The sequence below is a fragment of the Bacillus sp. FSL K6-6540 genome (assembly GCF_038007545.1).
This window is the reverse complement of the sequence record NZ_JBBOXH010000001.1, coordinates 6987484-7009926: the sequence shown is the minus strand read 5'-3', so window position 1 is coordinate 7009926 and position 22443 is coordinate 6987484. Positions and strand designations below refer to the sequence as shown.

Genomic DNA, 22443 nt, shown 5'->3' with positions numbered 1-22443 from the left:
AGGATCTTCTTTATAATCAATAAATAGTTACCCAAGGTAACTAATTTGAACGGAGGTCTCGAATGGACGCCCACAGACACTTTTTTCATAAATACTTTACGCTGTATCGCCCTTTCGTCAATGAGCTTAATCGTAAGCTCGAAGACTACAACCTGTATTATGCCCAGTGGTCCATCATGTACTATCTGGATTTTTATCAGTCGATGACTTTGGTGGAGCTGTCCAGAATGCTGTACGTGGAGAAGCCCACCGTCACCCGAACCGTCAACGCACTGATCAAGCTGGAATATGTGGAGCAAATCCCGGTGCGGGATAAACGGGAGAAGCGCATTCAGCTATCCAAGGCCGGAGCTGACGTCTTCCTGCAAATTCGCAAGATATTTGACCAATATGAACAGGAGATTATGGAAGGCGTTTCTGAAGAGGATCAAAGGGCGGTCATCCGCGTGATGGAGACGGTCAGGGACAACATTATTAGAAAAGGTGATTAACTTGGAGCAAGCAGACTCGCGAGAACGATTGTGGAGCAAGGACTTTTTGATTGTGTTCGGCGTCAATTTCCTGCTCTTTTTATGCTTTTATTTATTAGTGGTGATCATGTCTTCATATGCAAAGAATGAGTTTCACGCATCGACGGGAATGGCTGGCCTGGCTTCCAGCATTTTTGTCGTCGGCGCATTGATTGGGCGGTTGGTCGGAGGCAGCATCATCGAGCGGGTCGGCCGCAAAAAACTGTTGTTTACCGGTCTGATCGCCTTCAGCGTTCTCATCGGTTTGTACTTCGTCGTAAACAGCTTGAGCATGCTGCTCGTTGTCCGTTTCTTTCACGGTATCGCCTTCGCCCTTGCCTCAACGGCAACAGGCACGATTGCGGCCAGCCTGATTCCGAATTCGAGAAGAGGCGAGGGCACAGGTTACTATGGCGTGAGCATTATTATCGCTTCGGCAATTGGCCCTTTTATCGGCCTGATGATTAACGAGCATGCTTCGATGATGGCTAACTTTACGCTGTGCGCCGCGCTAGGGGTGCTTTCGCTGCTGTCGGCTTTCTTTATGAACATACCGAAACTGAAACTGACCGCGGAGCAGAAGAAGGATCTGCAAGGGTTGAAGCTATCCAACTTTATTGAGCCGAAGGCGGTGCCGATTTCGCTGGTCAGCTTTGTCATGGGGTTCGGGTATTCCAGCATTTTAACGTACCTGATGATTTTTGCCGGGCAGATCAGTCTGGCCCAAGTGGCAAGTTATTTCTTTATTGTCTATGCGATTGTGGTCATTCTGTCGAGACCGTTCACGGGTCGCTGGTTTGACCAGAGAGGGGCCAATGTGGTGATGTACCCGGCCATTCTATCGTTTGCGATTGGGATGGTTCTGCTCAGCCAAGCCCACCACGGCCTGACCTTGCTGCTCTCGGCCGTATTCGTCGGTCTGGGCTACGGCACGACGCAGTCCAGTGCTCAGGCCCTGGCCATTAAGCGTTCGCCGGCGCACCGGATCGGGCTTGCGACATCGACCTTTTATATTTTCGTGGACGTGGGCATCGGGTTCGGTCCCTTTATACTTGGCTTCCTGACGCCGCTTGTCGGTTTCCGGGGCATGTATATCGCGATGGCGGTCCTGCTAGCTGCGGGAATCGTCCTCTATCATACCCTGGTTGGGAAAAAAGAAAACGACGGGAACGACGGACATGCGATCGTGCATTCATCAACGATTTAAACCAATGAAAGACTGCCTTCAAGGCAGTCTTTTTTACTTGGGGGCGAGCCGAGAAAGAATGATTTTAATCATTTTTTGCGAATCACAGGGCCTCATCCTATAGTAAAATTAGTCATGATTTGTGATGCTGCCCATTACCGGGCGCATGAAGGAGTGAATGACCCATGGCGCATGCAAATGATGTTCTATTGAATCAGCTGTTAGCGAACGCGAACGATCCCAGCTGGTACGTCCCGTTCCAGCAATCCGTGGTGCAACTGACGGAGGACGAAGCGTTCTGGACGCCGGCCAATGGCTGCCACAGCATCGCGGAGATCATACAGCATCTGCTGTATTGGAACGAAACGTGGCAGACGCGTTACCGCGAATCGCAAGTAGATGCCGTTCCTTCTATTGGAGACAACCACAATAGCTTCATCATCCCGGATAACGCGACTTTTGCCGAGTTAAGGGATCGGCTGCTTGAGGTTTTGCTGCAATGGCAGGAGCTGTTGTCAGCGTCCAAGCTTGAGCAGGAAGTGAACGGATTCCCGGAACCGGCCAAGTGGTGGGAATTGGTGAGTAATGCGGCCACGCACAATGCTTATCATATCGGTCAAATCGTGTATATCCGGAAGCTGCAGAAGAGCTGCAGCCCGTTGGAATGGTAATCCGCTGTTTTTCACGCCTGCACACGAAAAATGCATGGATGGTACCCGAATCATCCCTGGGCCCAACCATGCACCTCGTTTACAACGCTTCTTTGATTACCCGTTTATAGAACATGACCGACAACAAACCGAATATGGAATACAGCGCCGTATACAGGAGCATTACCATAACCATCGGCAGCCACAGCTCGGTTCCGAAGAAGAACCAGCCGGATTTCACGGCGAAGTAACTGTGGGACAAGCCGACGACCAGGGGTATGCCGAAGTTGAATAGCTGTTTGAATTGAATCCCCGCAAGCAGGTTCCCTTGAGTGAATCCCAGTTTCCGAAGGATCGTGTAATTCGGCTTCTCCTCTTCACCTTCGTCCATCTGCTTAAAGTACAAGATGCATCCTGAAGTAATCAGGAAGGTAAGTCCCAGGAATCCCACGATGAACATCATCAAGCCCATATTGCTCTTCTGGTTGAAGACCATTTCCGTCTGAGAGAGGTTCCCTGTTCCCTCGCTAAGGCCGAGGCTCTTAAAGATCTTATTGGCCTGATCCACAGCGTTTGGATCCACAATATCGATGCCGTGATAGACATTAGTCTTCTTCTGGATCTTCGGATCCAAATCCTGAACCAACTTATCGAATATGGTCTGATCCACAATGGCCGTTGGGAGCCCGCCGCTTGCATAATAATAGGATACGTATGCTTCCTTATCCAAGCCGATCAGCTTCTGCTTAAAGCTTTGTTTAGGGCTTATGAGTTCAATTTCCCCTGTGGTCTGAATCGCCATGAATTGCTGGATCGCGTCACTGTAACCCGTGAACAACGTCTCGCCGGGGGAAACATCCTTGTCCTTCACGCTGGCATCACTGATTACCGGGATGATCATGGAACCGGAATCCACTTGCCCAGATACCTCCAGGCTGGCCCCGATAATGTCGGATAGGTCCGCATTCACCTGGATTACGTCCCGTTGGGTCTTCTTAAATTCGATATCTTCATCTGTAAGTGCCTGAATAAATGTGGAAAAATCCTTCTGATCCGCTACCGCAAAATGATTGGGCACGCTCTGCTCGGCCGATTTCTCAGCGGAATAGTACGAAATATAACTAAGAGACAGCAGTCCGATCGCGAGTGCGGACACGGTCGTAATGATCGTTAACAGCAGCGCGTTCGATTTCATGCGGAACATGATGGAGGACAGGGACAGCACATTATTCAGGGACAAGTAACCGCCCTTGCTCTTCCGGATCGCGTTGAATATAAAGCTGACCGACCCTTTATAGAACAGATAAGTCCCGATGATCACCGCCCCCAGGATCAGGATCATGGCCATGAACAGCTCGTTCATGGTGGTGAAATCTCCGCTGAACAGCTTGGTCGACACATAGTAGCCAAGAAGTATGAGTCCGATGCCGAGCAGGCCGAACAGCATTTCGGCGAAGGACATTTTCTTAATTTGGTTCTCGGTCGTCGATACCGCGCGGAAGAGGGAGAGAATGCTCTGCCTTTTGATGAACGTATAATTCATGATCATGATCAGCACATAGATGACGGCAAACACAATCACGGTCTGGATGAGCGCCTCGGTCGAGAAGGAGAGGGCTGCTTCGGTGTCTACGCCGGTCACCTTGAACAGGATCATCAGAATTAAGCGCGAAGCCGCGAAGCCGGCAAAGATGCCGATGACCATGGAGCCGAAGTACAGAATCAGGTTCTCCGCACTGAGGATCCGGAAGATCTTGCCCTTGGTCAGTCCGATGAGCTGAAACAGTCCGATTTCCTTGCTGCGCCGTTTGATGAAAATCGTGTTGGCATACAGCAGGAAGATCGCCACGATGGCCACGAGCAGCACGGAGGCGGCTCCAAGCGCAGCCGCTCCCTTTATGGAGCCCTTCGCTTCATCCATTGCGGGATCATACTGCAGCGTGACAAACGCGAAGTACAGACCCACGCTGAAGATCAGCGCAAATACATACAGATAATAGTTCTTGATATTCTTCTTCAAATTCCGGTAGATCAGATAATTAATGTTCATTCTGAACACCGCCTAGCACGCCTTGAGTCTTGATGATGTCGTTGAAGAAGGCCTGCCGGGATTGCTCACCCTTGTTCAGCTGGGTGTAGATCTGTCCGTCCTTGATGAAGACCACCCGGGTGCAATAGCTGGCCGCTACGGGGTCATGGGTAACCATGATGATCGTGGAGTCGATCTTCTGATTTAATTCGCTCAGCTTGTTCAACAGATCGGATGCAGACTTCGAGTCCAGCGCACCCGTCGGCTCATCAGCAAAAATAATGCTCGGATCATGGATGAATGCGCGGGCCGCGGAGGTCCGCTGCTTCTGTCCCCCGGAGATTTGGTTCGGATATTTATCCTTGATTTCGTAGATGCCAAGCTCGGTCGCGATTCTTTGGAATTTCTGATCGGCTTCTTTTTTGGATACCTTCTTAATGGAGAGCGGCAGCAGGACGTTTTCTTTGACGGTCAGCGTATCCAGCAAGTTATACTCTTGGAAAATAAACCCGAGATGATGCTTTCGGAACTCAGCCAGCTCCTTCTCCTTGAGGCCCGTAAACTCTTTGCCCTCGATTTTGATGCTGCCGAGGCTCACTTTGTCGATCGAGGAGAGCACGTTCAGCAGCGTGGTTTTCCCGGAGCCCGAAGCGCCCATGATGCTGACGAACTCGCCTTTGTCCACGCGGATGTCGATGCCCTTCAGCACTTCCTGTTTATTGAATTTGTTGCCGTAGCTTTTATGAATTTGGTTTGCTTCAAGAATTGCCAATTTCACTCACTCCTTTGTTATCTGTCCTTATCATAAAGGAGTCGAGGGCCCTTTTCCTTCGATTCGCCGAACAAAGCGCAAAAGCATGTGACATTGTTGTCACATGCCGGTAATGCTCACGAAATCATTCCGTCTCGGAAAGATCAAGGTAAAGGTTGTGCCGATGCCGGGCTTTGATTCTACCTGGATCCGGATCATCAAGGCTTCGGCTACTTTTTTCGTCAGATAGAGCCCCATGCCGGTTGCGGCACGATCCTGATGCGAGGTGGTGGACGTGAAGCCTTTATCGAAAATCCGGGGCATGTCCTTCGGATCAATGCCGCGTCCGGCATCCCGTATGATGAGTCTGACATGTTCGGCCACGAGATCGCTCTCGATGTTAATGTCCGAAGCGGAGCTGTATTTGACCGCGTTGGTCAACAGCTGGCGGATGATAAAGCCCAGCCATTTGGCGTCGCTCAGCACTTCCGCTGCCTGCAGGGAAACGTCAAAGCCGATGCCCTTTTGCATGCACCAGGTTTTGAGCCCGCGGATCTCCTGAAAGATGATCGGCTCAAGGGCGGACACTTCGATCAGCAGATCGTTCTGAATAAAAGGGATGCGCTTCTGGTGCAGCTGCTGGTCAAGCAGTAGGTGAATGCGGAGCCATTCATACTGGAGCTGCGCTTTCAACGTTTCGTCTTCCATGCGTTCGATCATCAATTGCATCGTGGTGAGCGGCGTTTTCACTTCATGAATCCAGGATAACAGCTCGTCCTTCTCCCCTTGCATCTCCATCAGGCGCATGGAGGATTCCTTCTTGAAACGCTCGGTCTGCAGGGAGAGCATGTCCATGGCAATCCCTTCAAAGGGGCGCTCCGGCTCGCTGATGGCGGTTAAGTCGTAGGTATCGTCCCATGCCTGGAGACTTTTGTAGAACTTGGTTTCCCGGTTGTATCTGACGAACAGAAACACCAGGAAGAACAGCGTCGACAGAAACACGATATAGAGGATGGGCAGGAACGGGATTTGGGCGTCCACCGCGGCTATAAACAGAAGCATCAGCTGCAAGAACACGAATAACAGAATCCAGCTTAGCCGTTCCCGGATATAGGCCATGATCATGCATGGACCTCTTCCGTGGCGATATAACCTTGTCCCACCTTGGTTTCGATGTAAGGGTCAAGTCCCAAGGGCTCCAGCTTCTTGCGAAGACGATTCACGTTGACCGTTAACGTATTATCGCTGACAAAATGCTCGTTGTCCCACAGGCTCTTGATCAGGTCCTCCCGGCTGACGATCTGGTTCTTCCGTTCCATGAGGATCTTCAGAATGAACATTTCATTCTTTGTCAGTTCAGCGGTGCCCTGAGGGCTGCTTATCGTATTTTTGCCGAATTCGACGGTGGCTCCCCGCCATGTTCTCAGCTCGGTCCGCTCGGTGTTGTAATTGTATACCCGGCGCAGGGTGGCCTGGATTTTGGCAATCAGGACATCGAAGTGAAACGGCTTCTGAATGAAATCATCCGCACCCAGCTGCATCGACATCACCATATCGGTAGGATGATCCCGGGAAGACAGGAATATAATCGGGACGTTGGAGTGGGAACGAATCATTCGGCACCAATGGAACCCGTCAAACTTCGGCAGCTGGATGTCGATAATGACCAGGTCGGGCTGAATCGCCGTGAACTCCTGGAGTACGGCGCTGAAATCGTGGACGCCATAAACGTCATACGACCATTGCGAGAGGCGCTCCTGCACTTCATGGAACAGGGTCGCGTCGTCTTCGATCAGCATAATTTTAAACAAGAGATTCACCACGCTTTATAGGTTGTTCAAGCCGCACTTCATGAATGTGCGCTGTTCCGTCATGATTTTCATTCCCCAGTGTATAGCAAAAAGTCGATATATGCTATCTTGAGGCGCCTTCCCATGTGCATACATGACGAGGCTTAAATACCTATTTACAAACATTTCCTCCCTTCCCATAATAGAAATGAGCCTATGACCTGGGAGGGGACGAATATCAAAATGTATAAGAAGTTCAAATGGTTGACCGTACTCATTGCAGCCGTGTTGGTCGTTATGACAGGATGTCAGGCCGTCGGGGGACTGGATATCAACAAGGCGATGCTGACCAGTCTTGATGTGAAATCCAGCGAATCCAGCGCAAGTATTCGATTCGAGGTGGTGCCTGCGGACAAGGCCCTATCGTCTGAAGATAAAGAAGCGATTGATCTTATTAATTCCTTATCCTTAAATATTGACCATGCCATCGTGGAGGATAGCAATACGGTGTCCATGCAAGGCAGCGTTCATTATTCGGACAAGAAGGTTCCGCTTCATCTGTCCATGGATGCCAAGGGAATGGCGATTCAACTGGACGGCGCCAAGCAGCCGTTCTATCTGTCGATGGATACAACCGTTCCGGGAATGCCTGACACCAGCCAGTATGAGCAGGCGATTCAAGATGTCGTGAAGAAAGCGGCAGGACTCGTGCTGAAGCATTTCCCGAACCCGTCCAAAGTTTCGGTGAAGCCGGTCCAGGAGAAGGTGAACGGAGAGAGCTTGAACCTGACGCATCTTCAGATGGAGCTTACGGGCGAAGAGATCTTGAACATGGTTAAGCCTTTTGCCGAAAGTCTGCTTAAAGACGAAGCCGGCTTGAAGCAGGTAATCGGTGATGCTTATGATGCCATTTATCCGATGATGACCAGCATCGGCGAGGCATACGGCGAAGACGTTGAACTCCTGCCGCAGGAATCCAAGGAAGAGGTCGTTGCGTCGCTTTACGAGATCGTGCACGGCGCGCTGACCGAATTCACGGAGAACTATGATGAGCAGAAGGAACAATTATTGGAGGAGCTTCCGGGATCCGAAACCGTCTTCGGCAAGGATACGACCCTTAAATTGGACTACTATTTCGACGAGCAGCTGAATACGCGCAAGAATGCGCTGGAGCTGACCGTCGCGCTTCCGGCATCCGAGGACCTGCCATTGAAGGCCGTCAAGGTGCATTCCCAAGGTGAGGTCTGGAATATCGGCGGCGCAGTGAAAGCCAATAAGGTCGATACGTCCAAAGGCGTGCTCGATGTCCTGAATGATTCCGTGACGCCGGGTCAAGTGCTGCGGAACTTCGAGAAGGATTCCCTCATCTACAACGTGCTGAAGGATGATCTGAAGATCACGCAAAAGTCGATGTATTTGAATATCTCGAACGAGGATTTTGGATACGGCGCCATCAAGAAGAACCATCAGAGCTTCGTTCCGCTCCGTTACCTGGCAGATCAGCTGGATGCCGAAGTGAAGTGGACCAAAGGCTCGAATAGAATTATAGTCATCAATGATTTGACGGGAGAAGAAATCGTGGTGACCGTAGGCTCCAAAATAGCCAGCGTTGGCGGTAAAAGCGTGACGCTGCCGGAAGCGCCATTCGTTCATAGCAACGGATCTACCTACGTTCCGCTCCGGTTTATGGCCGAAGCGCTCGGCGCAACGCTTCATCTCGAGGGAGATGGCTGGATATCGGTCGAACGCGATTAACGATAATTTTTATCGATAACGGTCGGCAATGCCGATGCTGTTATGAAAGAATGCAAGTTGAAGTATATATAACGGGGCTGTTTCCCGTCATCCGGGGATGACGGGAAACAGCCTTTTTGTTGTTACCCTCCTTCATCGCGCTAACTGTACCGGTACAGTTAGCGTTATTTCAAATCGTAACGAAGTCCTTCGTGCCGTAAGATAAATAGCAAATGCTCCGGCCCTCCCGGTTGGACATAAAAAAGAGAAGATGAAGGAGATACACATATCATGAATCTACCGCATACAAGCCGTGCCTATGCCGCCGCTTTGGGATATACGGCCATCATTGGTTTTTCGTTTATGTTCGTAAAGCTGGCCCTGGTCCATGCTAACCCGCTGGATACGCTGGCGCATCGGTTTACCCTTTCGTTCTTAGCCGCATCGCTGGGGCTCCTCATTGCCCGCAGAAAGGTCCCGATGGACCTGAAGCGGCTGCTGTCCATCGTGCCGCTGGCCATATTCTATCCGTTCCTGTTCTTTACGCTGCAAACCTTCGGATTAGTCTATACCAGTTCGGCCGAGGCCGGGATTATTCACGCTACCGTACCGATCTTTACGCTGCTCTTGGCGTCGCTGTTCTTAAAGGAGCGCTCCAGCTGGGCACAAAAGCTGTTTACCGTGCTGTCGGTGACAGGGATCATCTCCATCTTTGTGTTGAAAGGCGTGTCCTTCGAGCAATCGAGCACCCTCGGGATTGTGCTGATTCTGCTCTCTGCGCTATCCAATGCCATTTACAGCGTGATGGCCCGCAAGATGACGCAGAAGCAGTCGGTACTGGATATCACCTTCATCATGTCGATGATCGGATTCGTGCTGTTTAACCTGATGTCCGTTTCTCAGCATGCGGCGCAAGGGACGCTGGTCCATTATTTTGACCCGTTTATGCACTCATCCTTCGTGTGGTCGGTTCTTTATCTCGGCGTCTTGTCCTCCCTGGGAACATCGCTCCTGTCCAACTATGCCTTGTCCCAGATCGAGGCGTCCCGGATGGGCATCTTTAACAATCTGGCTACCGTTGTCACGATTTTTGGAGGCGTCGCCTTCCTGAATGAACAGCTGGCTTACTATCATGTCATCGGGGCAGTGCTCGTGATTATCGGCGTGATCGGGACCAGCCTTGCAGGCAGAGCCCGGAACGCTAAGAAACGGCTGGCCCGGAACGAATCCAAGCCTGCTTAATCCGGGCTGCTGCAAGCTGTAGAGAAATTGTAGAACTTCATCAACGAGTATTATGCTAGAAGGGTCTCTTCCAATAAATTTGTCAGCGAAGGGTCATCGCGAGCTCTGGAGAACCACTTTTGTCAGTCCCTATAGAAATGGGCTTGAGATATTAGGCACTACCTAATAAAATTAGGTGTGAACTAATATTTTGATGAATGGGAGGGTGACCCTTTGCTCGAATGGATGTTGCGTAACGTGATGGCAGAGAGAGGGATATGGTCGGGAGCGGCTTTGGCGCGGCTGATGAAAGAGAAGGCGGGTTACAGCCTGTCGGCTGCTTCCATTAGCGCATTGCTGACGAACCAGCCCAGGCAGATGAAGGCAGAGACGTTAGATGCCCTTTGCACAACCTTAGAGTGTACTCCAAGTGACTTATGGGTGCATACACCTCCTTCCAAAACTAAGGGGGCTTAAGTGAATGACGGTAAAACCTATTGTGCCATTCGGCGATCCCATCCTGCGCAAGATTGCTCGGCCGGTCGATTCCGTGAATGCCAGAGTATTAAAGATACTGGATGATATGGTCGAGACGCTGTACGACAGCGATGGGCGCGCCGGCCTTGCCGCACCGCAAATCGGCATTTTGCGACGGCTTATTGTCATGGACTGCGGAGAAGGGCTGATCGAACTGATTAATCCTGAAATCGTGGAGATGGACGGGGAACAAATGGGCCCTGAAGCGTGCCTCTCCTATCCGGGCTATTACGGATACGTGAAGAGAGCCGACAAAGTGACGGTGAAGACATTGAACCGGCAAGGACAGACGGTAATCCTGAAGGGCGAGGATTATCTGGCCAGATGCATGCAGCATGAGATTGATCACCTGAACGGCATTTTGTTTGTGGACCATGTTCGGGATGGATGGTTGTATCATGAGGAGACGCATCGACGCATCGAGCTGTTACCCGTCATTGGATTATCCAATACAGGTTCATAGCGTCCATGTAGAGACCAAGGCGAAATGAATAGAACGGCCGGATCTGATGTCCGGCTGTTTTTTTATTGGTTATGGCTGCGAATGTTGATGCTTGACGGAAGAGGAAAGCCGTGATACTATTATCTTAAATTAAAGATGTTTTAAATCGAAATAATAAATGAAACAGATTCGACACACACTTTACAATATAAGAGACGGAGGCGTTAACTATGAACGGATTAAAAGGAATTCACCACGTAACAGCCATTACGAGCAGTGCCGAGAAGAACTACGAGTTCTTCACCTATGTGCTGGGCATGCGGCTCGTGAAGAAGACGGTTAACCAGGACGATATTCAGACCTACCACCTGTTCTTTGCGGATGACAAGGGCAGTGCAGGCACGGATATGACCTTCTTCGACTTCCCGGGTATCCCGAAGGGCCGACACGGTACGGACGAGATTTACAAAACCTCGTTCCGTGTTCCTAACGATGCCGCGCTGGACTATTGGGTCAAGCGATTTGATCGGATGGACGTGAAGCATCAAGGCATTCAAGAGTTATTCGGCAAAAAAACACTCGCTTTTGTTGATTTCGACGATCAGCAATATCAACTCATCTCCGACGAGAACAATGAAGGCGTGGCTTCGGGAACGCCTTGGCAGAAGGGGCCGATTCCCTTGGAGCATGCGATTACAGGACTTGGCCCGGTCTTTGTGCGGGTGTCCAATTTCGATCATTTCAGAGAAGTGATGGAGAAGGTGCTTCAGTTTAAGGAAATCGGCAAGGAAGGCTCGCTTCATCTGTTTGAGGTTGGTGAAGGCGGCAATGGCGCGCAGGTGGTTGTCGAGTACAACGCCGTGCTCCCACGGGCCCAGCAGGGCTTCGGTACCGTTCACCACGCGGCCTTCCGGGTAGAGGACCGTTCGGTGCTGGAGCACTGGATCAAGCGTCTGGACGACTTCCAATTCCATACGTCGGGCTTTGTCGACCGCTTTTTCTTCCAGTCCCTGTACGCACGCGTCGCGCCGCAAATTCTGTTCGAGTTTGCCACCGACGGTCCGGGCTTCATGGGGGATGAGCCGTATGAAACGCTGGGCGAAAAATTGTCCCTGCCTCCATTCCTGGAGCCGAAGCGCGAGCAGATCGAGAGCATGGTTCGCCCGATCGATACGGTGCGCAGCACGAAGGAATTCGTGAAGGAATGATGCAATGAATCTCAAGAAGCAATCCGCTTGTTCATGACAAGGGCGGATTGCTTTTTTTGTACCACCGAAATAACGGATCTTACGGTCATTCTCATGTATCCGAACCGAAAGGATGGTCCACGATGTACAGCCAGCTTCCATCGGGCTGTTGTCTTACGATCTCGGAGGTATGTCCTTGCAGCACCAGCGGTTGGCCATCCGGATCGGTCGTTTGCAGGGTGAACCGAGCGCGCAGCAAAGCGATATTTTCAAACGGAATACAATATACATTGGTGGAGACCATGGTGCCTTTGAGCCGCAGCAGTTCCTCCAACGTATGGCGGAAGGAATGGATTCCGATTTCCAGGCTTCCGTTTCGGTGGACATGAACGCCGTTCGGTTCATACAGTGCCAGCAGTTGATCGATATCCCCGCTATTATACGCGTCTGCAAAAGCTGCATTCATATCTTCCGGCCTCCGGACTGGTTTTGAAGGATTTGATGGTTTCATTGTATCTCCTCTTTCTGTAAGATGATAATCAATAGCCTATCTGAAAAAGAAAGCCATGGTAAGTACGCAGAATATGGTGACCTAGTCATCTATTCATGACCAAGGGAGTTGAGGAATAGCAATATGCCCTATCAGGATGAGAGTTTCGGGTGTCCGGCTGAAATCGGCCTGCACATGATTAGCGGAAAGTGGAAGCCTCGAATACTATATGAGCTGTTTCAGGAAACCATCCGTTTCGGTGAGCTACACCGGAGAATTCCTGAAGTATCGCGGCACGTGCTGACCTTGCAATTACGGGAGTTGGAGGAGAACGGCATTGTGAAGCGGACGGTGTTTCATGAGCTGCCTCCCAAGGTGGAGTATTCGATCACGGAGTTTGGCCGACAGTTTGAAGCGGTACTGGAGCAAATGGTCATTTTGGGCCAGCAGTATATCGGATCTCAACAAGATTTTAAGGAGAAGTAACGATAACGATAGCTTTGATCAGATGAGTACTCGATGCAGCACACATTCAGAGATTAAGTACATCAATTCTGGTTTAAATACAAATACTGTATGGGAAAACGATGACTTATCTGTTGAGGTGGAGCTTGTGAAAGGAAGTTTACTGAAGAATATCGTGTTTTCAGTATCAGCTGTCATTATTGCCGTGTTGGCTATTCTGGGGGCCGTCAAGCCCGGGGCTTTCGGTGAAGTGGCAGGGTATCTGTACAGATTTACAACGAATACGTTCGGCTGGTTCTATATGCTCTCGATCTTTGCGATTATCATATTTCTGATCTGGGTTGCGGCCAGCAAATACGGCACCATTCGCCTTGGCGGAGATAAGGAGAAGCCCGAGTACCCGTTCTTTACCTGGATCGGCATGCTGTTCTCCGCAGGATTCGGCGTCGGGCTGGTGTTTTGGGGCGTGGCCGAACCCATGAGCCACTTTTTTAAGACGCCCTTCGGAGGCGTCGAAGCACAAGGCTTCGAAGCGGCACGCGTGGCTATGGGCTATTCCTTTTTTCACTGGGGGATAAGTCAATGGTCCGTGTTTGCCCTAGTCGGGCTTGTGATTGCGTTTCTGCAGTTCCGTAAGCAGAAGGATGGGCTGGTATCTACCGCGCTGGAGCCTGTTACCGGTTCAAAGCGCAGTGTCAAGAATGTGATTGATATCCTGGCGGTCATTGCAACAGTCATGGGTATCGCTACTTCGATCGGACTTGGCGTTCTGCAAATGAGCGGCGGGTTGAATACCATTATGGGAATTAACAATGGCGTAGGGCTGCAGTTATTGATGCTGGGGATTATTTTTGTCGCTTACATGATCTCGTCGACAACGGGATTGGACAAGGGGATTAAATACTTAAGCAACCTGAACCTCGGGATGGCGCTAGCTTTCTTATTGTTTGTGTTTATCTGCGGACCCTCCGTATTCATCTTGGAGACGTTCACATTAGCGCTTGGCGACTACATTACGAATTTCGTTTCGTACAGTTTAAGGCTCCAACCCTATGCGGAAGGCACGTGGGTACGGGAATGGACGATATTCTACTGGGCGTGGGCCATTGCTTGGTCGCCGTATGTGGGAGCCTTCGTGGCGAGGGTATCCAAGGGAAGAACGGTTCGCGAATTCATTGTGGGCGTGATGGTTGTACCGCCGGTCATTGCCTGTCTCTGGATCGCCGTGTTCGGCGGAACGGCCATCTGGTTTGACCTGCACGAGAACACCGGGATAGCGGCAGCCGTTAACGCGGATGTCACGTCGGCGCTGTTCCAATTGTTCAACCAATTGCCTTTCGCTTCCGTCATGAACGTGCTGGCGATTATACTTATACTGACGTTCCTGGTAACGTCCGCGGATTCGGCAACGTATATATTAGCCAGCATGACCACTTATGGCAGCTTGAACCCTCCCCAAACGGCAAAAATCGTGTGGGGCACGCTGATGGCAGCCATTGCCGGCGTCCTGCTGTATGCAGGTGGCCTTGAAGCCTTACAGACCGCTTCGCTGATTGCGGCATTGCCGTTCACCGTACTGCTGCTTCTGATGATCGTTGCGGTAGTGAAACTGCTGAGCCGAGAGCCGCTTCCGATTCGCAAAGCCGATCTGAAACGGTTTCGCCGTCTCGAAGAGGCAGCAAACCGTGGGAAGAAGTGAGATAAGCGCGAGGTACAGCGAAGTCGGAAGAATTGGATTCAAGAGGGCACTCATGCGGTGTCCTCTTTATTTTTATGAAAATGAGCCCGGATATGACAGCAGCCATAGCCAAACCCATATAACACAGAATCGAAAAAGCCCCCATCACACCCGCGGGCGTGCAATGAGAGCTTTGGAAGTTCGGCATAAAGTATCCGTAAATCCATGTTGACCCGAGTGCAAGCAGATCGCCCGCGTTGGAGGATAACACAATCTCACGCGCGGCGAATTGGCGGGCACCTCAAGCGGGGCCGTTCTCGGACTCATATGTAATGGTTCCGGGATTGCCGCAGACGCTAAGAATGAACAGCAGTGCGATAAACGGGGTGAGCAGTTTCTTCGTAGTTGTCGTTATGCTCCGCCGTTTTGAGTATGTCCTCTTTTTCCCCTTTTAATAGATTGTAAGTGATGCAAATCGGCTTCGCCGTGCGCGGATCGCGGCCGATCTCTGCGTCGATATGGAATACTTTCTTTAATACTTCGTGCGAAATGACGGATTCCGGATCGCCGGCCTGAATGATATCTCCATCCTTCATTGCGATAATGTAATCCGCGAATCGGGCAGCCTGGTTCAAATCGTGCAGAACCATGACGATGGTCCGCTCTTGTTCGATATTGAGCCTCTCGAGCAATTCCAGAATCTCCAGCTGATGCGCCATGTCCAGATACGTGGTCGGCTCGTCGAGGAAGATCATTTCGGTCTCCTGCGCGAGTGCCATCGCAATCCATACCCGCTGGCGCTGTCCGCCGGACAGGGCATCCACCGAACGGTATTTATAATCCTGGGTGCCGGTAACCTCGAGTGCCCAGTCGATGACGTCCATATCCTGCTTGGTCAAGCGGCCAAAACCGCGCTGATGGGGATAGCGCCCGTAGGATACGAGTTCGCCCACCGTTAATCCGCCCGGACCTTCCGGAGTCTGGGGCAGAATGGCCAGCTTCTTCGCCAGAAGCTTGGTGTTCATCTTGGCGATTTCTTCCCCGTCCAGAATGGCAGCCCCGGATTGATAAGGAATGATGCGGGTAACAGCCTTTAAAAGAGTGGATTTGCCGCAGCCGTTAGGCCCAATGATGGTCGTGATTCTTTTATCGGGAATATCTACGTTAAGACGATTCAATATCAGATTCTCGCCATAACCGACGCTTATTCGATCTGTACTTAGGCGAATCATCATTTCACCTCCAGAGTAGTTAGCTATCAAACGATAATGATTCTCAATTTCATCCATAAATATAATGTGAGGCCGCGCCGTTGTCAATAAATATCTTAATGGAAACTTCAAATAATATTCATGTTTCAGCCGAATAATACCCATATATAGTTCAGTGGAATATTACAGGCCTATATCTAGGCGAAATTGTGACAAAATGAATTTTTTCTAAATGTTTGATTGTAAAAAGGGTAAAGGCAACGTATACTAATTGATAATGATAATCATTTACGTTACAAGGTGATCACAAACAGCCTTTTAATTTATAGACCGGGAGTGAAACGCATGAGTGGGAATGAGATATTTGATGTAACGGTTATTGGCGGAGGACCAGCGGGATTGTATTCCGCTTTTTATAGTGGACTGCGTGGCATGAAAACCAAGATAATAGAATATCAGCCCATGCTTGGCGGAAAGGTTCACGTATATCCGGAGAAAATGATATGGGACGTCGGCGGATTGACGCCGATTCCAGGCGCGAAGCTGATCGAGCAAATGGTTCAGCAAGGCCTGACGTTCAATCCCGAAGTGCTGTTAAACGAGAAGGTTGAATCGATCGCCCGCAATGAGGAAGGACTGTTCGAATTACATACGGCGAATTCCGGCATGCATCTGTCCAAAACGGTCATCGTGGCGGTTGGCGGAGGCATCTTGAATCCGCAAAAGCTGGAGATTGAAGGAGCCGAGCGGTTCGAAGTGTCGAACCTGAACTACACCGTGAAGTCCCTGCAGCATTTCAAGGGCAAAACCGTCATTGTGTCCGGCGGAGGGAATTCAGCCGTAGATTGGGCGAACGAGCTGGAGCCTGTGGCGAAGAAGGTCTACCTGGCCTATCGCAAGGACGAATTGTCAGGCCATGAAGCCCAGGTCGAGCAGCTGATGAACAGTAAGGCGACCTGCCATCTTAATACATCGATCACGAAGCTCATTGCTTCGGATAATCATGAGGTGATTGAGCGGGTAGAATTGACCAATAATGCGACAGGGGAAGTTTCCTATTTAGCCGTAGACGAGGTCATCATTAACCATGGCTATGAACGGGATATGTCGCTGCTGGAGAACAGCAACCTTGATATTCACCGGGTGGATGACTACTATATCGCGGGCAACGCAAGCTGTAATTCTTCCATACCGGGACTGTATGCTGCCGGCGACATCCTGCATTTTGACGGGAAGCTGCACCTGATTGCAGGCGCCTTCCAGGATGCCGCGAACGCGGTGAACAGCGCGAAGCAGTTCATTGAGCCGGATGCCAGGAAGTACGCGATGGTCTCTTCGCATAACGAGGTATTCAAGGAGCGCAATCGCGAATTAGTGAAGCAATTAATCAATTAGAACAGGGCATGCGTGTACATGCATGTAACGATAGAAGAGAAGCGAGGGAACCTCCGCTTCTCTTTTTTTGCGTGCCCTTATTGTTTTTGGATAATCCCTGAAGTTATCAACGGGCCGTAATTGATCAGCTGCGTCATCATGATGCCCATCTCTCTTGCGGACTTGTTCATCCCGGACTCGATCCAGTGTATGACCAAGCCGATATTGGCGGAGATCATATAAGCGATCAGGTAATCGCTCGGAATGATCTGATTCCCGCCTGTGGGCATTCTGAACGCATGCTTGGCAAACATATGCTCCTTCATGAACTCCCTGAATTGCCGAACGAAGGAAATGTCCCCATTCGGGCCGACAATAGCCTTGAAGAAGTCGGCGTGCCGGACGAGCTCCTCGAATATTTGTTCTGACGCCGGATAAGGCTCTCCCTTTTCCGCATAGTCCCTGGAATCCCTGGGATCGATATGAACCACGATGTTCTCAATCTTTTGAAGCACCTCTTCTTTGATCTTATCCAGCATATCCGGCACATCCCGATAATGCAGGTAGAAGGTACCACGGTTGAGGGATTGGCGCGATTGGCGATATCGGTCACGGTAATGGCATCTATCCGTTTCTCCTCCATAAGTTCAAACAGGGTTTGCCGCAACAGCTGGTTGGTCCGGATTTGCCGGCGATCCGTCTTTTTTGTCAAGGAATTCCCCCCAGTACGAATGTGAAGACTTAATCAACAGAAGGCTCGTACACTGATGAGTAATGAACACTCCGCTGAAAGCTGATGATTGAACAAATCACTCCCTTCATTATAATTAACGCTGTGATCATTAATCAACAGTCTGTTCATTAACGAGGAGTGGTGGATATGGGGTTCTTAAGACAAAAAATGCTGTGGATCGGCGCATTGGTTGTCCTTCTGGTGCTGGCCATCTTCGGCGTAGCCATGATGGGGTCGATCGCGGGAGCGAAGCCGAAGTCGCTTCCCGTTGCGCTTGTTGCCTTGGATCAGCCGGTTGAGTTGCCAAGCGGCGAAACCCTCGCTGTCGGTGACATGATGAAAGGAATGCTGCAGGCAAACTCGCAGCTGCCCATTCATTGGGAGATCGTGAATTCGGAAGCGGAAGCGCGGGAAGGACTCGACAGCCAGAAGTATTACGGTGCCCTTGTGCTGCCTGAGGACTTAAGCGCCGGCATCTTGTCGCTGCAGTCGCCTGCTCCGAAGCCCGCTGTGGTGCAGGTGCTGGCGAATGAGGGGATGAGCACGCAGGCATCCACTGCGGTGAGACAGATGCTGGGGCAAGCGATGAAGATGGCGGGAGCGGAGCTCTCCAAGCAGGCGTTGACCATGATCGGCTCGCAGACGGATATGCTGCCGGTCACAACCGCGCAGGCTCTGCTCATCCCGTTCGAGGTTCATGAGGAAGTCGTTCATCCTGTAGGTGTGAACCACGCAAGCGGCAATGCGCCGGGAATGCTGATACAGATTCTATGGATCGGCTGCCTGATCCTTAGCGTGTTCCTGTTCCAGGCGCTGCAGAAAGCAGTGAATGACGGCAGCAGCAGGGGAATCGCGATTGTGCTGCAAGGCGCTGCCGGTTTGCTGCTGGCGGGTCTGGTCTCCGGTTTTCTAGTATGGATGGCTTCCTCCTGGTATGGCATGGAGCTTGCGAACGGAGGCAGCGTATGGCTGATGCTGTGGCTGGCCGGGTCGGCATTTTTCCTTCTTCAGTCGACCTTGTTGAACTGGATCGGGCTCCCGGCCATGGGCATCTTGGTGCTCCTGATGTTCTTCTCGATGCCGCTTCTCAATATGGCGCCGGAGTTTCTGCCGCAGGCGACGCAGGATTGGCTGTACTCCTGGACGCCGCTGCGTTTTGCCGCTTCCGCTCTCCGGGATGTGATGTATTTTGACGGATACGCTCCATCTTCTTCGCATTCCGCGGTAGTGTGGTTCATAGCCGGAGGTTTTCTTGTTCTGCTGCTGGCCTCGACATTCAAGAAAGGGAGTCGTTCAGACCCAAGAAAATCGATGGCCGCTTCTTAATAGAATAGGTTGGCGCCTAAGCAGTGCGGGGTTTATCCCTGCACTGCTTTTTATAGTTTGCTCAAGCCGACCGGTTCATGTGGACGGGACCATCCAAAGTCGCAGCATCGGGACGTTGCTCCCTTTATTCAAGTGAATAAAATACTATCGTTCTTCAGGATGGCAGCCTGTATAATCCTGAATAAGGGAGCGTGAGCGTAAATTGAAGATTAAAGTGATCATTGCGGACGATAACTCATTTATCAGGGAAGGCATGAAGATCATTCTGGCGACGTTTGATGAGTTCGACGTGGTGGCGACCGTCGAAGACGGACAAGAAGCGGTCGCCTATTGCGAAGCGCACGAAGTGGATGTGGCGCTGATGGATGTCCGGATGCCGAACCTGAATGGCGTTGAGGCCACGAAACAGCTCACGGAGCGTACCAAGACCAAGACGCTGATCTTGACGACCTTCGACGACGATGAATACATTACCGATGCGATCCTGAATGGCGCCAAGGGTTATCTGCTAAAGAATAACGACCCGGAACGGATCCGAGATGCGATCAAAACCGTATACCACGGCCATCATGTGCTGCAGGACGTCGTGCTGGATAAAATCAAATCCGGGCTGTCTCCCGGAAATCCTGATAAGACAGACAAGGCAGACAAGTTCGACCGAAGCTTATTCACCGAAAGGGAACTGGATATTATGGCGCTCATCGCCAAAGGACTGGCCAACAAGGAAATCTCGAAGAAGCTGTTTATTTCCGAAGGCACGATTGCCAATCACATCACTTCGGTTCTCAGCAAGACAGGTCTGGAGCATCGAACCCAGATTGCGATTTTTTATCTGACGGGAGAAGTGAATAAGTGAGCGAACGCCGAAACTATGCCGAACTGTGGGTCATCGGGTTCAAAAGCATGCTGTTCCTGTATGTGATCAGCCAGTCGTATGCCTCTGATCTTGCGATAACGCCATGGTATATACTTGTCGTTCTTCTCTACCTGTCCGTGAATGTATCCGTCTATATTTTCAAGAGCCGAAGCATACAGCCGTACCTCATGCTGCTTGCGATTCTTGTTGCCATGGCTTCCTCATTCTACATCCATCCGCTGCTCCTCATACTGCTTCCCGTGAATCTGTACGAGCTGTTGTCGCTTTACGTTCGCAGGAGCTGGATGATCCTGATCCCCCTGCTGGTTCCAGCGCTTATCGTGCCTCAGGGGTTTGTTATGACCTATGTTTCTACATCCGTTCTATCCTATATTTATCTTACGATGCTCAGAACCTTTGTTAACCGAGCCGCATCCTACCAGGAGCAGAACGAGCAGATGCATCGCGAACTCGATCGGTTGACCCAGCGACTGAGCGAAAATAATGAGTACATCCGGCAGTTTGAATATATGTTCAAGCTGGAAGAGCGAAATCGGCTGTCCCAGGAAATTCATGACAAGATCGGGCATTCCATGACGGGAGCGTTGATTCAGATGGAAGCGGCCAAGCGCTTGATGACATCGAATCCGGACAAATCTGCCGAGCTGCTGCAAAATGCCATATCCATCTCCAAAGAAGGCATTGAGAGCATCAGGCTGGTTCTAAAGAACGTAAAGCCTCCGACGGAGCAGCTCGGCATCAACCGAATGCGTTTATTTCTGGAGGAGTTCTCCGCCCAGCACTCGATCAAGACCGTACTAACGCATGAGGGCAATATGGATGTGATTACGCCGCTTCAGTGGAAAATCATTCAGGATAATACCCAGGAAGCGTTAACCAATACGATGAAGTATGCGAATGCAACGGCAGTCTCGTTACATATCGAAGTTCTGGGCACCATGATCAAGGCCAAAGTCAGCGACAACGGCAAGGGCATGCAGAAGGTAATCAAGGGCCTTGGGATTATAGGCATGGAGGAACGCGCCGCGGTCGTGAATGGAACCGTGATCGTGGATGGCTCGAGCGGTTTCTCGGTGACCACTCTAATTCCTTATAGCTAAAGCTGGTAAGCGCATTTGGCGGGTTAGGGATACCGGGTCAAACAAGACATTCCCCACAAGGGTGAAGATTTGGATCGTCAACAACATGAATATTCTCATGGGTAAGGATGAACTTGTGCACTATCGCAAGGGCATCCTTTTTTCGTACGATAAATGCAGATCAAGTCCACCGGTTGATGCGTGGATGGAATATGGAGGCGAAAAACATATGAACGTGCTGGAGATCAAAGGGCTCACGAAGAAGTTTGGGGATTTCATAGCGGTAGACCAGCTGTCGTTGAACATACGGGAAGGCGAGATTTTCGGCTTCCTGGGCGCGAACGGAGCAGGCAAGAGCACAACCATCAATATCATATCATCGCTCATGCCCATGACCAAGGGAGAGGTTCATGTCCTGGGCAAGAATCTGACGAAGCATCGAAAGTTCGCGAAGCAGCAGATCGGCATGGTTCCGCAGGAGGTTGCGATTTATGAGGATCTGACCGCCTATGAGAATGTTCATTTTTTTGCCGGATTGTATGGACTGAGAGGATCGGAGCTTAGGAGCAGGACTGAAGAGGCGCTTACCTTCGTCGGACTTAGCGACAAACATAAGATGTACCCGAAAAGCTTCTCCGGCGGCATGAAGAGACGATTGAATATCGCTTGCGCGATTGCCCACAGACCGAAGCTGATCATCATGGATGAGCCGACCGTCGGCATCGATCCCCAATCGAGGAACTATATCCTAAACTCGGTTAGGAAGCTGAACGAGATGGGCAGCACGATCCTGTACACGAGCCATTATATGGAGGAAGTGGAGGAGCTCTGCACCCGGATTGCCATTATCGACCACGGCAAGGTCATAGCGGAGGGCACGCAGGCACAGCTGAAGGCCATTATTACGGACCAGAAGGATATCGGGATCGAAGTGCAAACGGCCGCCCATCTTGAAGCGAACAAGTTGAAGGAGATCGCGGGCGTCAAATCGGTTGAAGTGAAGGAGAATATCGTGCACATCAGCTCCGACGCAGGGGTCAATAACCTGAATAAAATCATTCAGCAATTCATGGCGCAAGGCATTGAAATTCGTTCCGTTCAAGCGTCCGAGCCGAATTTGGAAACGGTGTTCCTGACGCTGACCGGCCGGAGCCTTCGGGATTAGCTGATTTAG

The 22443-nt window shown here is 50.8% G+C and carries 22 protein-coding genes; 15 read left to right on the top strand and 7 right to left on the bottom strand.

The window, feature by feature from the left end:
* Positions 1-62 precede the first annotated feature (62 nt).
* The 3 genes from MHH82_RS31575 (at position 63) to MHH82_RS31565 (ending at position 2366) form a co-directional block, all read left to right on the top strand.
* Entirely contained in the window at positions 63-491 is a 429-nt protein-coding gene (locus MHH82_RS31575) for a MarR family winged helix-turn-helix transcriptional regulator (RefSeq protein ID WP_036659443.1), read from the top strand.
* The gene (locus MHH82_RS31570; RefSeq protein ID WP_340969478.1) at positions 484-1716 is read left to right on the top strand and encodes an MFS transporter; all 1233 of its coding nucleotides are present in this window, start codon (positions 484-486) and stop codon (positions 1714-1716) included. The genes MHH82_RS31575 and MHH82_RS31570 overlap by 8 nt, the downstream gene beginning before the upstream one ends.
* A 164-nt stretch (positions 1717-1880) precedes the next feature.
* Positions 1881-2366 (top strand): DinB family protein, encoded by a 486-nt coding sequence (locus tag MHH82_RS31565; RefSeq protein ID WP_090909688.1) that lies wholly within the window; start codon positions 1881-1883, stop codon positions 2364-2366.
* Positions 2367-2445: 79 nt separating this feature from the next.
* On the opposite strand, the gene MHH82_RS31560 is transcribed toward MHH82_RS31565, so the two are convergent.
* The 4 genes from MHH82_RS31560 to MHH82_RS31545 form a co-directional block, all read right to left on the bottom strand.
* Positions 2446-4395 (bottom strand): FtsX-like permease family protein, encoded by a 1950-nt coding sequence (locus MHH82_RS31560; RefSeq protein ID WP_036659438.1) that lies wholly within the window; start codon positions 4393-4395, stop codon positions 2446-2448.
* Positions 4385-5146, bottom strand: coding sequence for an ABC transporter ATP-binding protein (locus MHH82_RS31555; protein ID WP_015737978.1), 762 nt, complete (start codon positions 5144-5146; stop codon positions 4385-4387). Before MHH82_RS31555 ends, MHH82_RS31560 begins: the two co-directional genes overlap by 11 nt.
* A gap of 99 nt (positions 5147-5245) precedes the next feature.
* Positions 5246-6250 carry a sensor histidine kinase gene (locus MHH82_RS31550; protein ID WP_251500992.1) on the bottom strand — a complete coding sequence of 335 codons (1005 nt, stop codon included), beginning with the start codon at positions 6248-6250 and terminating at the stop codon, positions 5246-5248.
* On the bottom strand, positions 6247-6936 hold the full coding sequence (locus tag MHH82_RS31545) for a response regulator transcription factor (protein ID WP_041622076.1): 690 nt from the start codon (positions 6934-6936) through the stop codon (positions 6247-6249). The genes MHH82_RS31550 and MHH82_RS31545 overlap by 4 nt, the downstream gene beginning before the upstream one ends.
* 222 nt (positions 6937-7158) lie before the next feature.
* On the opposite strand from MHH82_RS31545, the gene MHH82_RS31540 reads away from it, so the two are divergent.
* From MHH82_RS31540 to MHH82_RS31520, 5 genes are all read left to right on the top strand, one after another.
* Positions 7159-8670 carry a copper amine oxidase N-terminal domain-containing protein gene (locus tag MHH82_RS31540; protein ID WP_340969473.1) on the top strand — a complete coding sequence of 504 codons (1512 nt, stop codon included), beginning with the start codon at positions 7159-7161 and terminating at the stop codon, positions 8668-8670.
* A 270-nt stretch (positions 8671-8940) separates the two neighbouring features.
* Positions 8941-9891: a DMT family transporter gene (locus MHH82_RS31535; RefSeq protein ID WP_340969471.1), complete on the top strand. Its 951-nt coding sequence runs from the start codon at positions 8941-8943 to the stop codon at positions 9889-9891.
* A 213-nt stretch (positions 9892-10104) separates the two neighbouring features.
* Positions 10105-10347, top strand: coding sequence for a helix-turn-helix domain-containing protein (locus MHH82_RS31530; protein ID WP_015737973.1), 243 nt, complete (start codon positions 10105-10107; stop codon positions 10345-10347).
* Between the two features lie 4 nt (positions 10348-10351).
* Positions 10352-10870, top strand: coding sequence for a peptide deformylase (def, locus tag MHH82_RS31525; RefSeq protein ID WP_015737972.1), 519 nt, complete (start codon positions 10352-10354; stop codon positions 10868-10870).
* Positions 10871-11079: 209 nt separating this feature from the next.
* Positions 11080-12057: a ring-cleaving dioxygenase gene (locus MHH82_RS31520; RefSeq protein WP_340969470.1), complete on the top strand. Its 978-nt coding sequence runs from the start codon at positions 11080-11082 to the stop codon at positions 12055-12057.
* A 91-nt stretch (positions 12058-12148) separates the two neighbouring features.
* Here MHH82_RS31520 and MHH82_RS31515 read toward each other — a convergent pair whose 3' ends face one another.
* Positions 12149-12502 carry a YybH family protein gene (locus MHH82_RS31515; RefSeq protein ID WP_340969469.1) on the bottom strand — a complete coding sequence of 118 codons (354 nt, stop codon included), beginning with the start codon at positions 12500-12502 and terminating at the stop codon, positions 12149-12151.
* A gap of 168 nt (positions 12503-12670) precedes the next feature.
* Between MHH82_RS31515 and MHH82_RS31510 the strand changes: the two genes are divergently transcribed.
* Together MHH82_RS31510 and MHH82_RS31505 are read left to right on the top strand one after the other, a co-directional pair.
* On the top strand, positions 12671-13012 hold the full coding sequence (locus tag MHH82_RS31510; protein ID WP_340969467.1) for a winged helix-turn-helix transcriptional regulator: 342 nt from the start codon (positions 12671-12673) through the stop codon (positions 13010-13012).
* A 127-nt stretch (positions 13013-13139) separates the two neighbouring features.
* The gene (locus MHH82_RS31505) at positions 13140-14690 is read left to right on the top strand and encodes a BCCT family transporter (RefSeq protein WP_340969465.1); all 1551 of its coding nucleotides are present in this window, start codon (positions 13140-13142) and stop codon (positions 14688-14690) included.
* Positions 14691-15025: 335 nt separating this feature from the next.
* Here the strand turns inward: MHH82_RS31505 and MHH82_RS31500 are convergent, their stop codons facing one another.
* Complete coding sequence (locus tag MHH82_RS31500) at positions 15026-15901, bottom strand: ABC transporter ATP-binding protein (RefSeq protein ID WP_090909700.1); 876 nt, start codon at positions 15899-15901, stop codon at positions 15026-15028.
* A 324-nt stretch (positions 15902-16225) separates the two neighbouring features.
* On the opposite strand from MHH82_RS31500, the gene MHH82_RS31495 reads away from it, so the two are divergent.
* Positions 16226-17275: an NAD(P)/FAD-dependent oxidoreductase gene (locus tag MHH82_RS31495; protein WP_340969463.1), complete on the top strand. Its 1050-nt coding sequence runs from the start codon at positions 16226-16228 to the stop codon at positions 17273-17275.
* Between the two features lie 77 nt (positions 17276-17352).
* On the opposite strand, the gene MHH82_RS31490 is transcribed toward MHH82_RS31495, so the two are convergent.
* Positions 17353-17793 (bottom strand): TetR-like C-terminal domain-containing protein, encoded by a 441-nt coding sequence (locus MHH82_RS31490; protein WP_340969461.1) that lies wholly within the window; start codon positions 17791-17793, stop codon positions 17353-17355.
* 341 nt (positions 17794-18134) lie between these two features.
* Here MHH82_RS31490 and MHH82_RS31485 point away from each other — a divergent pair, with 341 nt between their 5' ends.
* From MHH82_RS31485 to MHH82_RS31470, 4 genes are all read left to right on the top strand, one after another.
* Positions 18135-19313: a YhgE/Pip domain-containing protein gene (locus MHH82_RS31485; RefSeq protein WP_036659419.1), complete on the top strand. Its 1179-nt coding sequence runs from the start codon at positions 18135-18137 to the stop codon at positions 19311-19313.
* A 202-nt stretch (positions 19314-19515) separates the two neighbouring features.
* Positions 19516-20169 (top strand): response regulator, encoded by a 654-nt coding sequence (locus MHH82_RS31480; RefSeq protein WP_015737963.1) that lies wholly within the window; start codon positions 19516-19518, stop codon positions 20167-20169.
* A gap of 47 nt (positions 20170-20216) precedes the next feature.
* A complete protein-coding gene (locus MHH82_RS31475; RefSeq protein ID WP_340970220.1) occupies positions 20217-21290 on the top strand; it encodes a sensor histidine kinase in 1074 nt (357 codons plus the stop codon).
* A gap of 208 nt (positions 21291-21498) precedes the next feature.
* Complete coding sequence (locus tag MHH82_RS31470; RefSeq protein ID WP_015737961.1) at positions 21499-22434, top strand: ABC transporter ATP-binding protein; 936 nt, start codon at positions 21499-21501, stop codon at positions 22432-22434.
* The last annotated feature ends 9 nt before the right edge of the window (positions 22435-22443 follow it).

Excerpts from the sequence above, each read along its gene's own strand:
- def (WP_015737972.1), top strand. The coding sequence starts at position 10,352 with ATGACGGTAAAACCTATTGTGCCATTCGGCGATCCCATCCTGCGCAAG.
- MHH82_RS31565 (WP_090909688.1), top strand. The coding sequence starts at position 1,881 with ATGGCGCATGCAAATGATGTTCTATTGAATCAGCTGTTAGCGAACGCG.
- MHH82_RS31510 (WP_340969467.1), top strand. The coding sequence starts at position 12,671 with ATGCCCTATCAGGATGAGAGTTTCGGGTGTCCGGCTGAAATCGGCCTG.
- MHH82_RS31485 (WP_036659419.1), top strand. The coding sequence starts at position 18,135 with ATGGGGTTCTTAAGACAAAAAATGCTGTGGATCGGCGCATTGGTTGTC.
- MHH82_RS31550 (WP_251500992.1), bottom strand. The coding sequence starts at position 6,250 with ATGATCATGGCCTATATCCGGGAACGGCTAAGCTGGATTCTGTTATTC.
- MHH82_RS31490 (WP_340969461.1), bottom strand. The coding sequence starts at position 17,793 with ATGCTGGATAAGATCAAAGAAGAGGTGCTTCAAAAGATTGAGAACATC.
- MHH82_RS31470 (WP_015737961.1), top strand. The coding sequence starts at position 21,499 with ATGAACGTGCTGGAGATCAAAGGGCTCACGAAGAAGTTTGGGGATTTC.
- MHH82_RS31540 (WP_340969473.1), top strand. The coding sequence starts at position 7,159 with ATGTATAAGAAGTTCAAATGGTTGACCGTACTCATTGCAGCCGTGTTG.
- MHH82_RS31520 (WP_340969470.1), top strand. The coding sequence starts at position 11,080 with ATGAACGGATTAAAAGGAATTCACCACGTAACAGCCATTACGAGCAGT.
- MHH82_RS31475 (WP_340970220.1), top strand. The coding sequence starts at position 20,217 with ATGCTGTTCCTGTATGTGATCAGCCAGTCGTATGCCTCTGATCTTGCG.
- MHH82_RS31560 (WP_036659438.1), bottom strand. The coding sequence starts at position 4,395 with ATGAACATTAATTATCTGATCTACCGGAATTTGAAGAAGAATATCAAG.
- MHH82_RS31515 (WP_340969469.1), bottom strand. The coding sequence starts at position 12,502 with ATGAATGCAGCTTTTGCAGACGCGTATAATAGCGGGGATATCGATCAA.
- MHH82_RS31495 (WP_340969463.1), top strand. The coding sequence starts at position 16,226 with ATGAGTGGGAATGAGATATTTGATGTAACGGTTATTGGCGGAGGACCA.
- MHH82_RS31575 (WP_036659443.1), top strand. The coding sequence starts at position 63 with ATGGACGCCCACAGACACTTTTTTCATAAATACTTTACGCTGTATCGC.
- MHH82_RS31500 (WP_090909700.1), bottom strand. The coding sequence starts at position 15,901 with ATGATTCGCCTAAGTACAGATCGAATAAGCGTCGGTTATGGCGAGAAT.
- MHH82_RS31535 (WP_340969471.1), top strand. The coding sequence starts at position 8,941 with ATGAATCTACCGCATACAAGCCGTGCCTATGCCGCCGCTTTGGGATAT.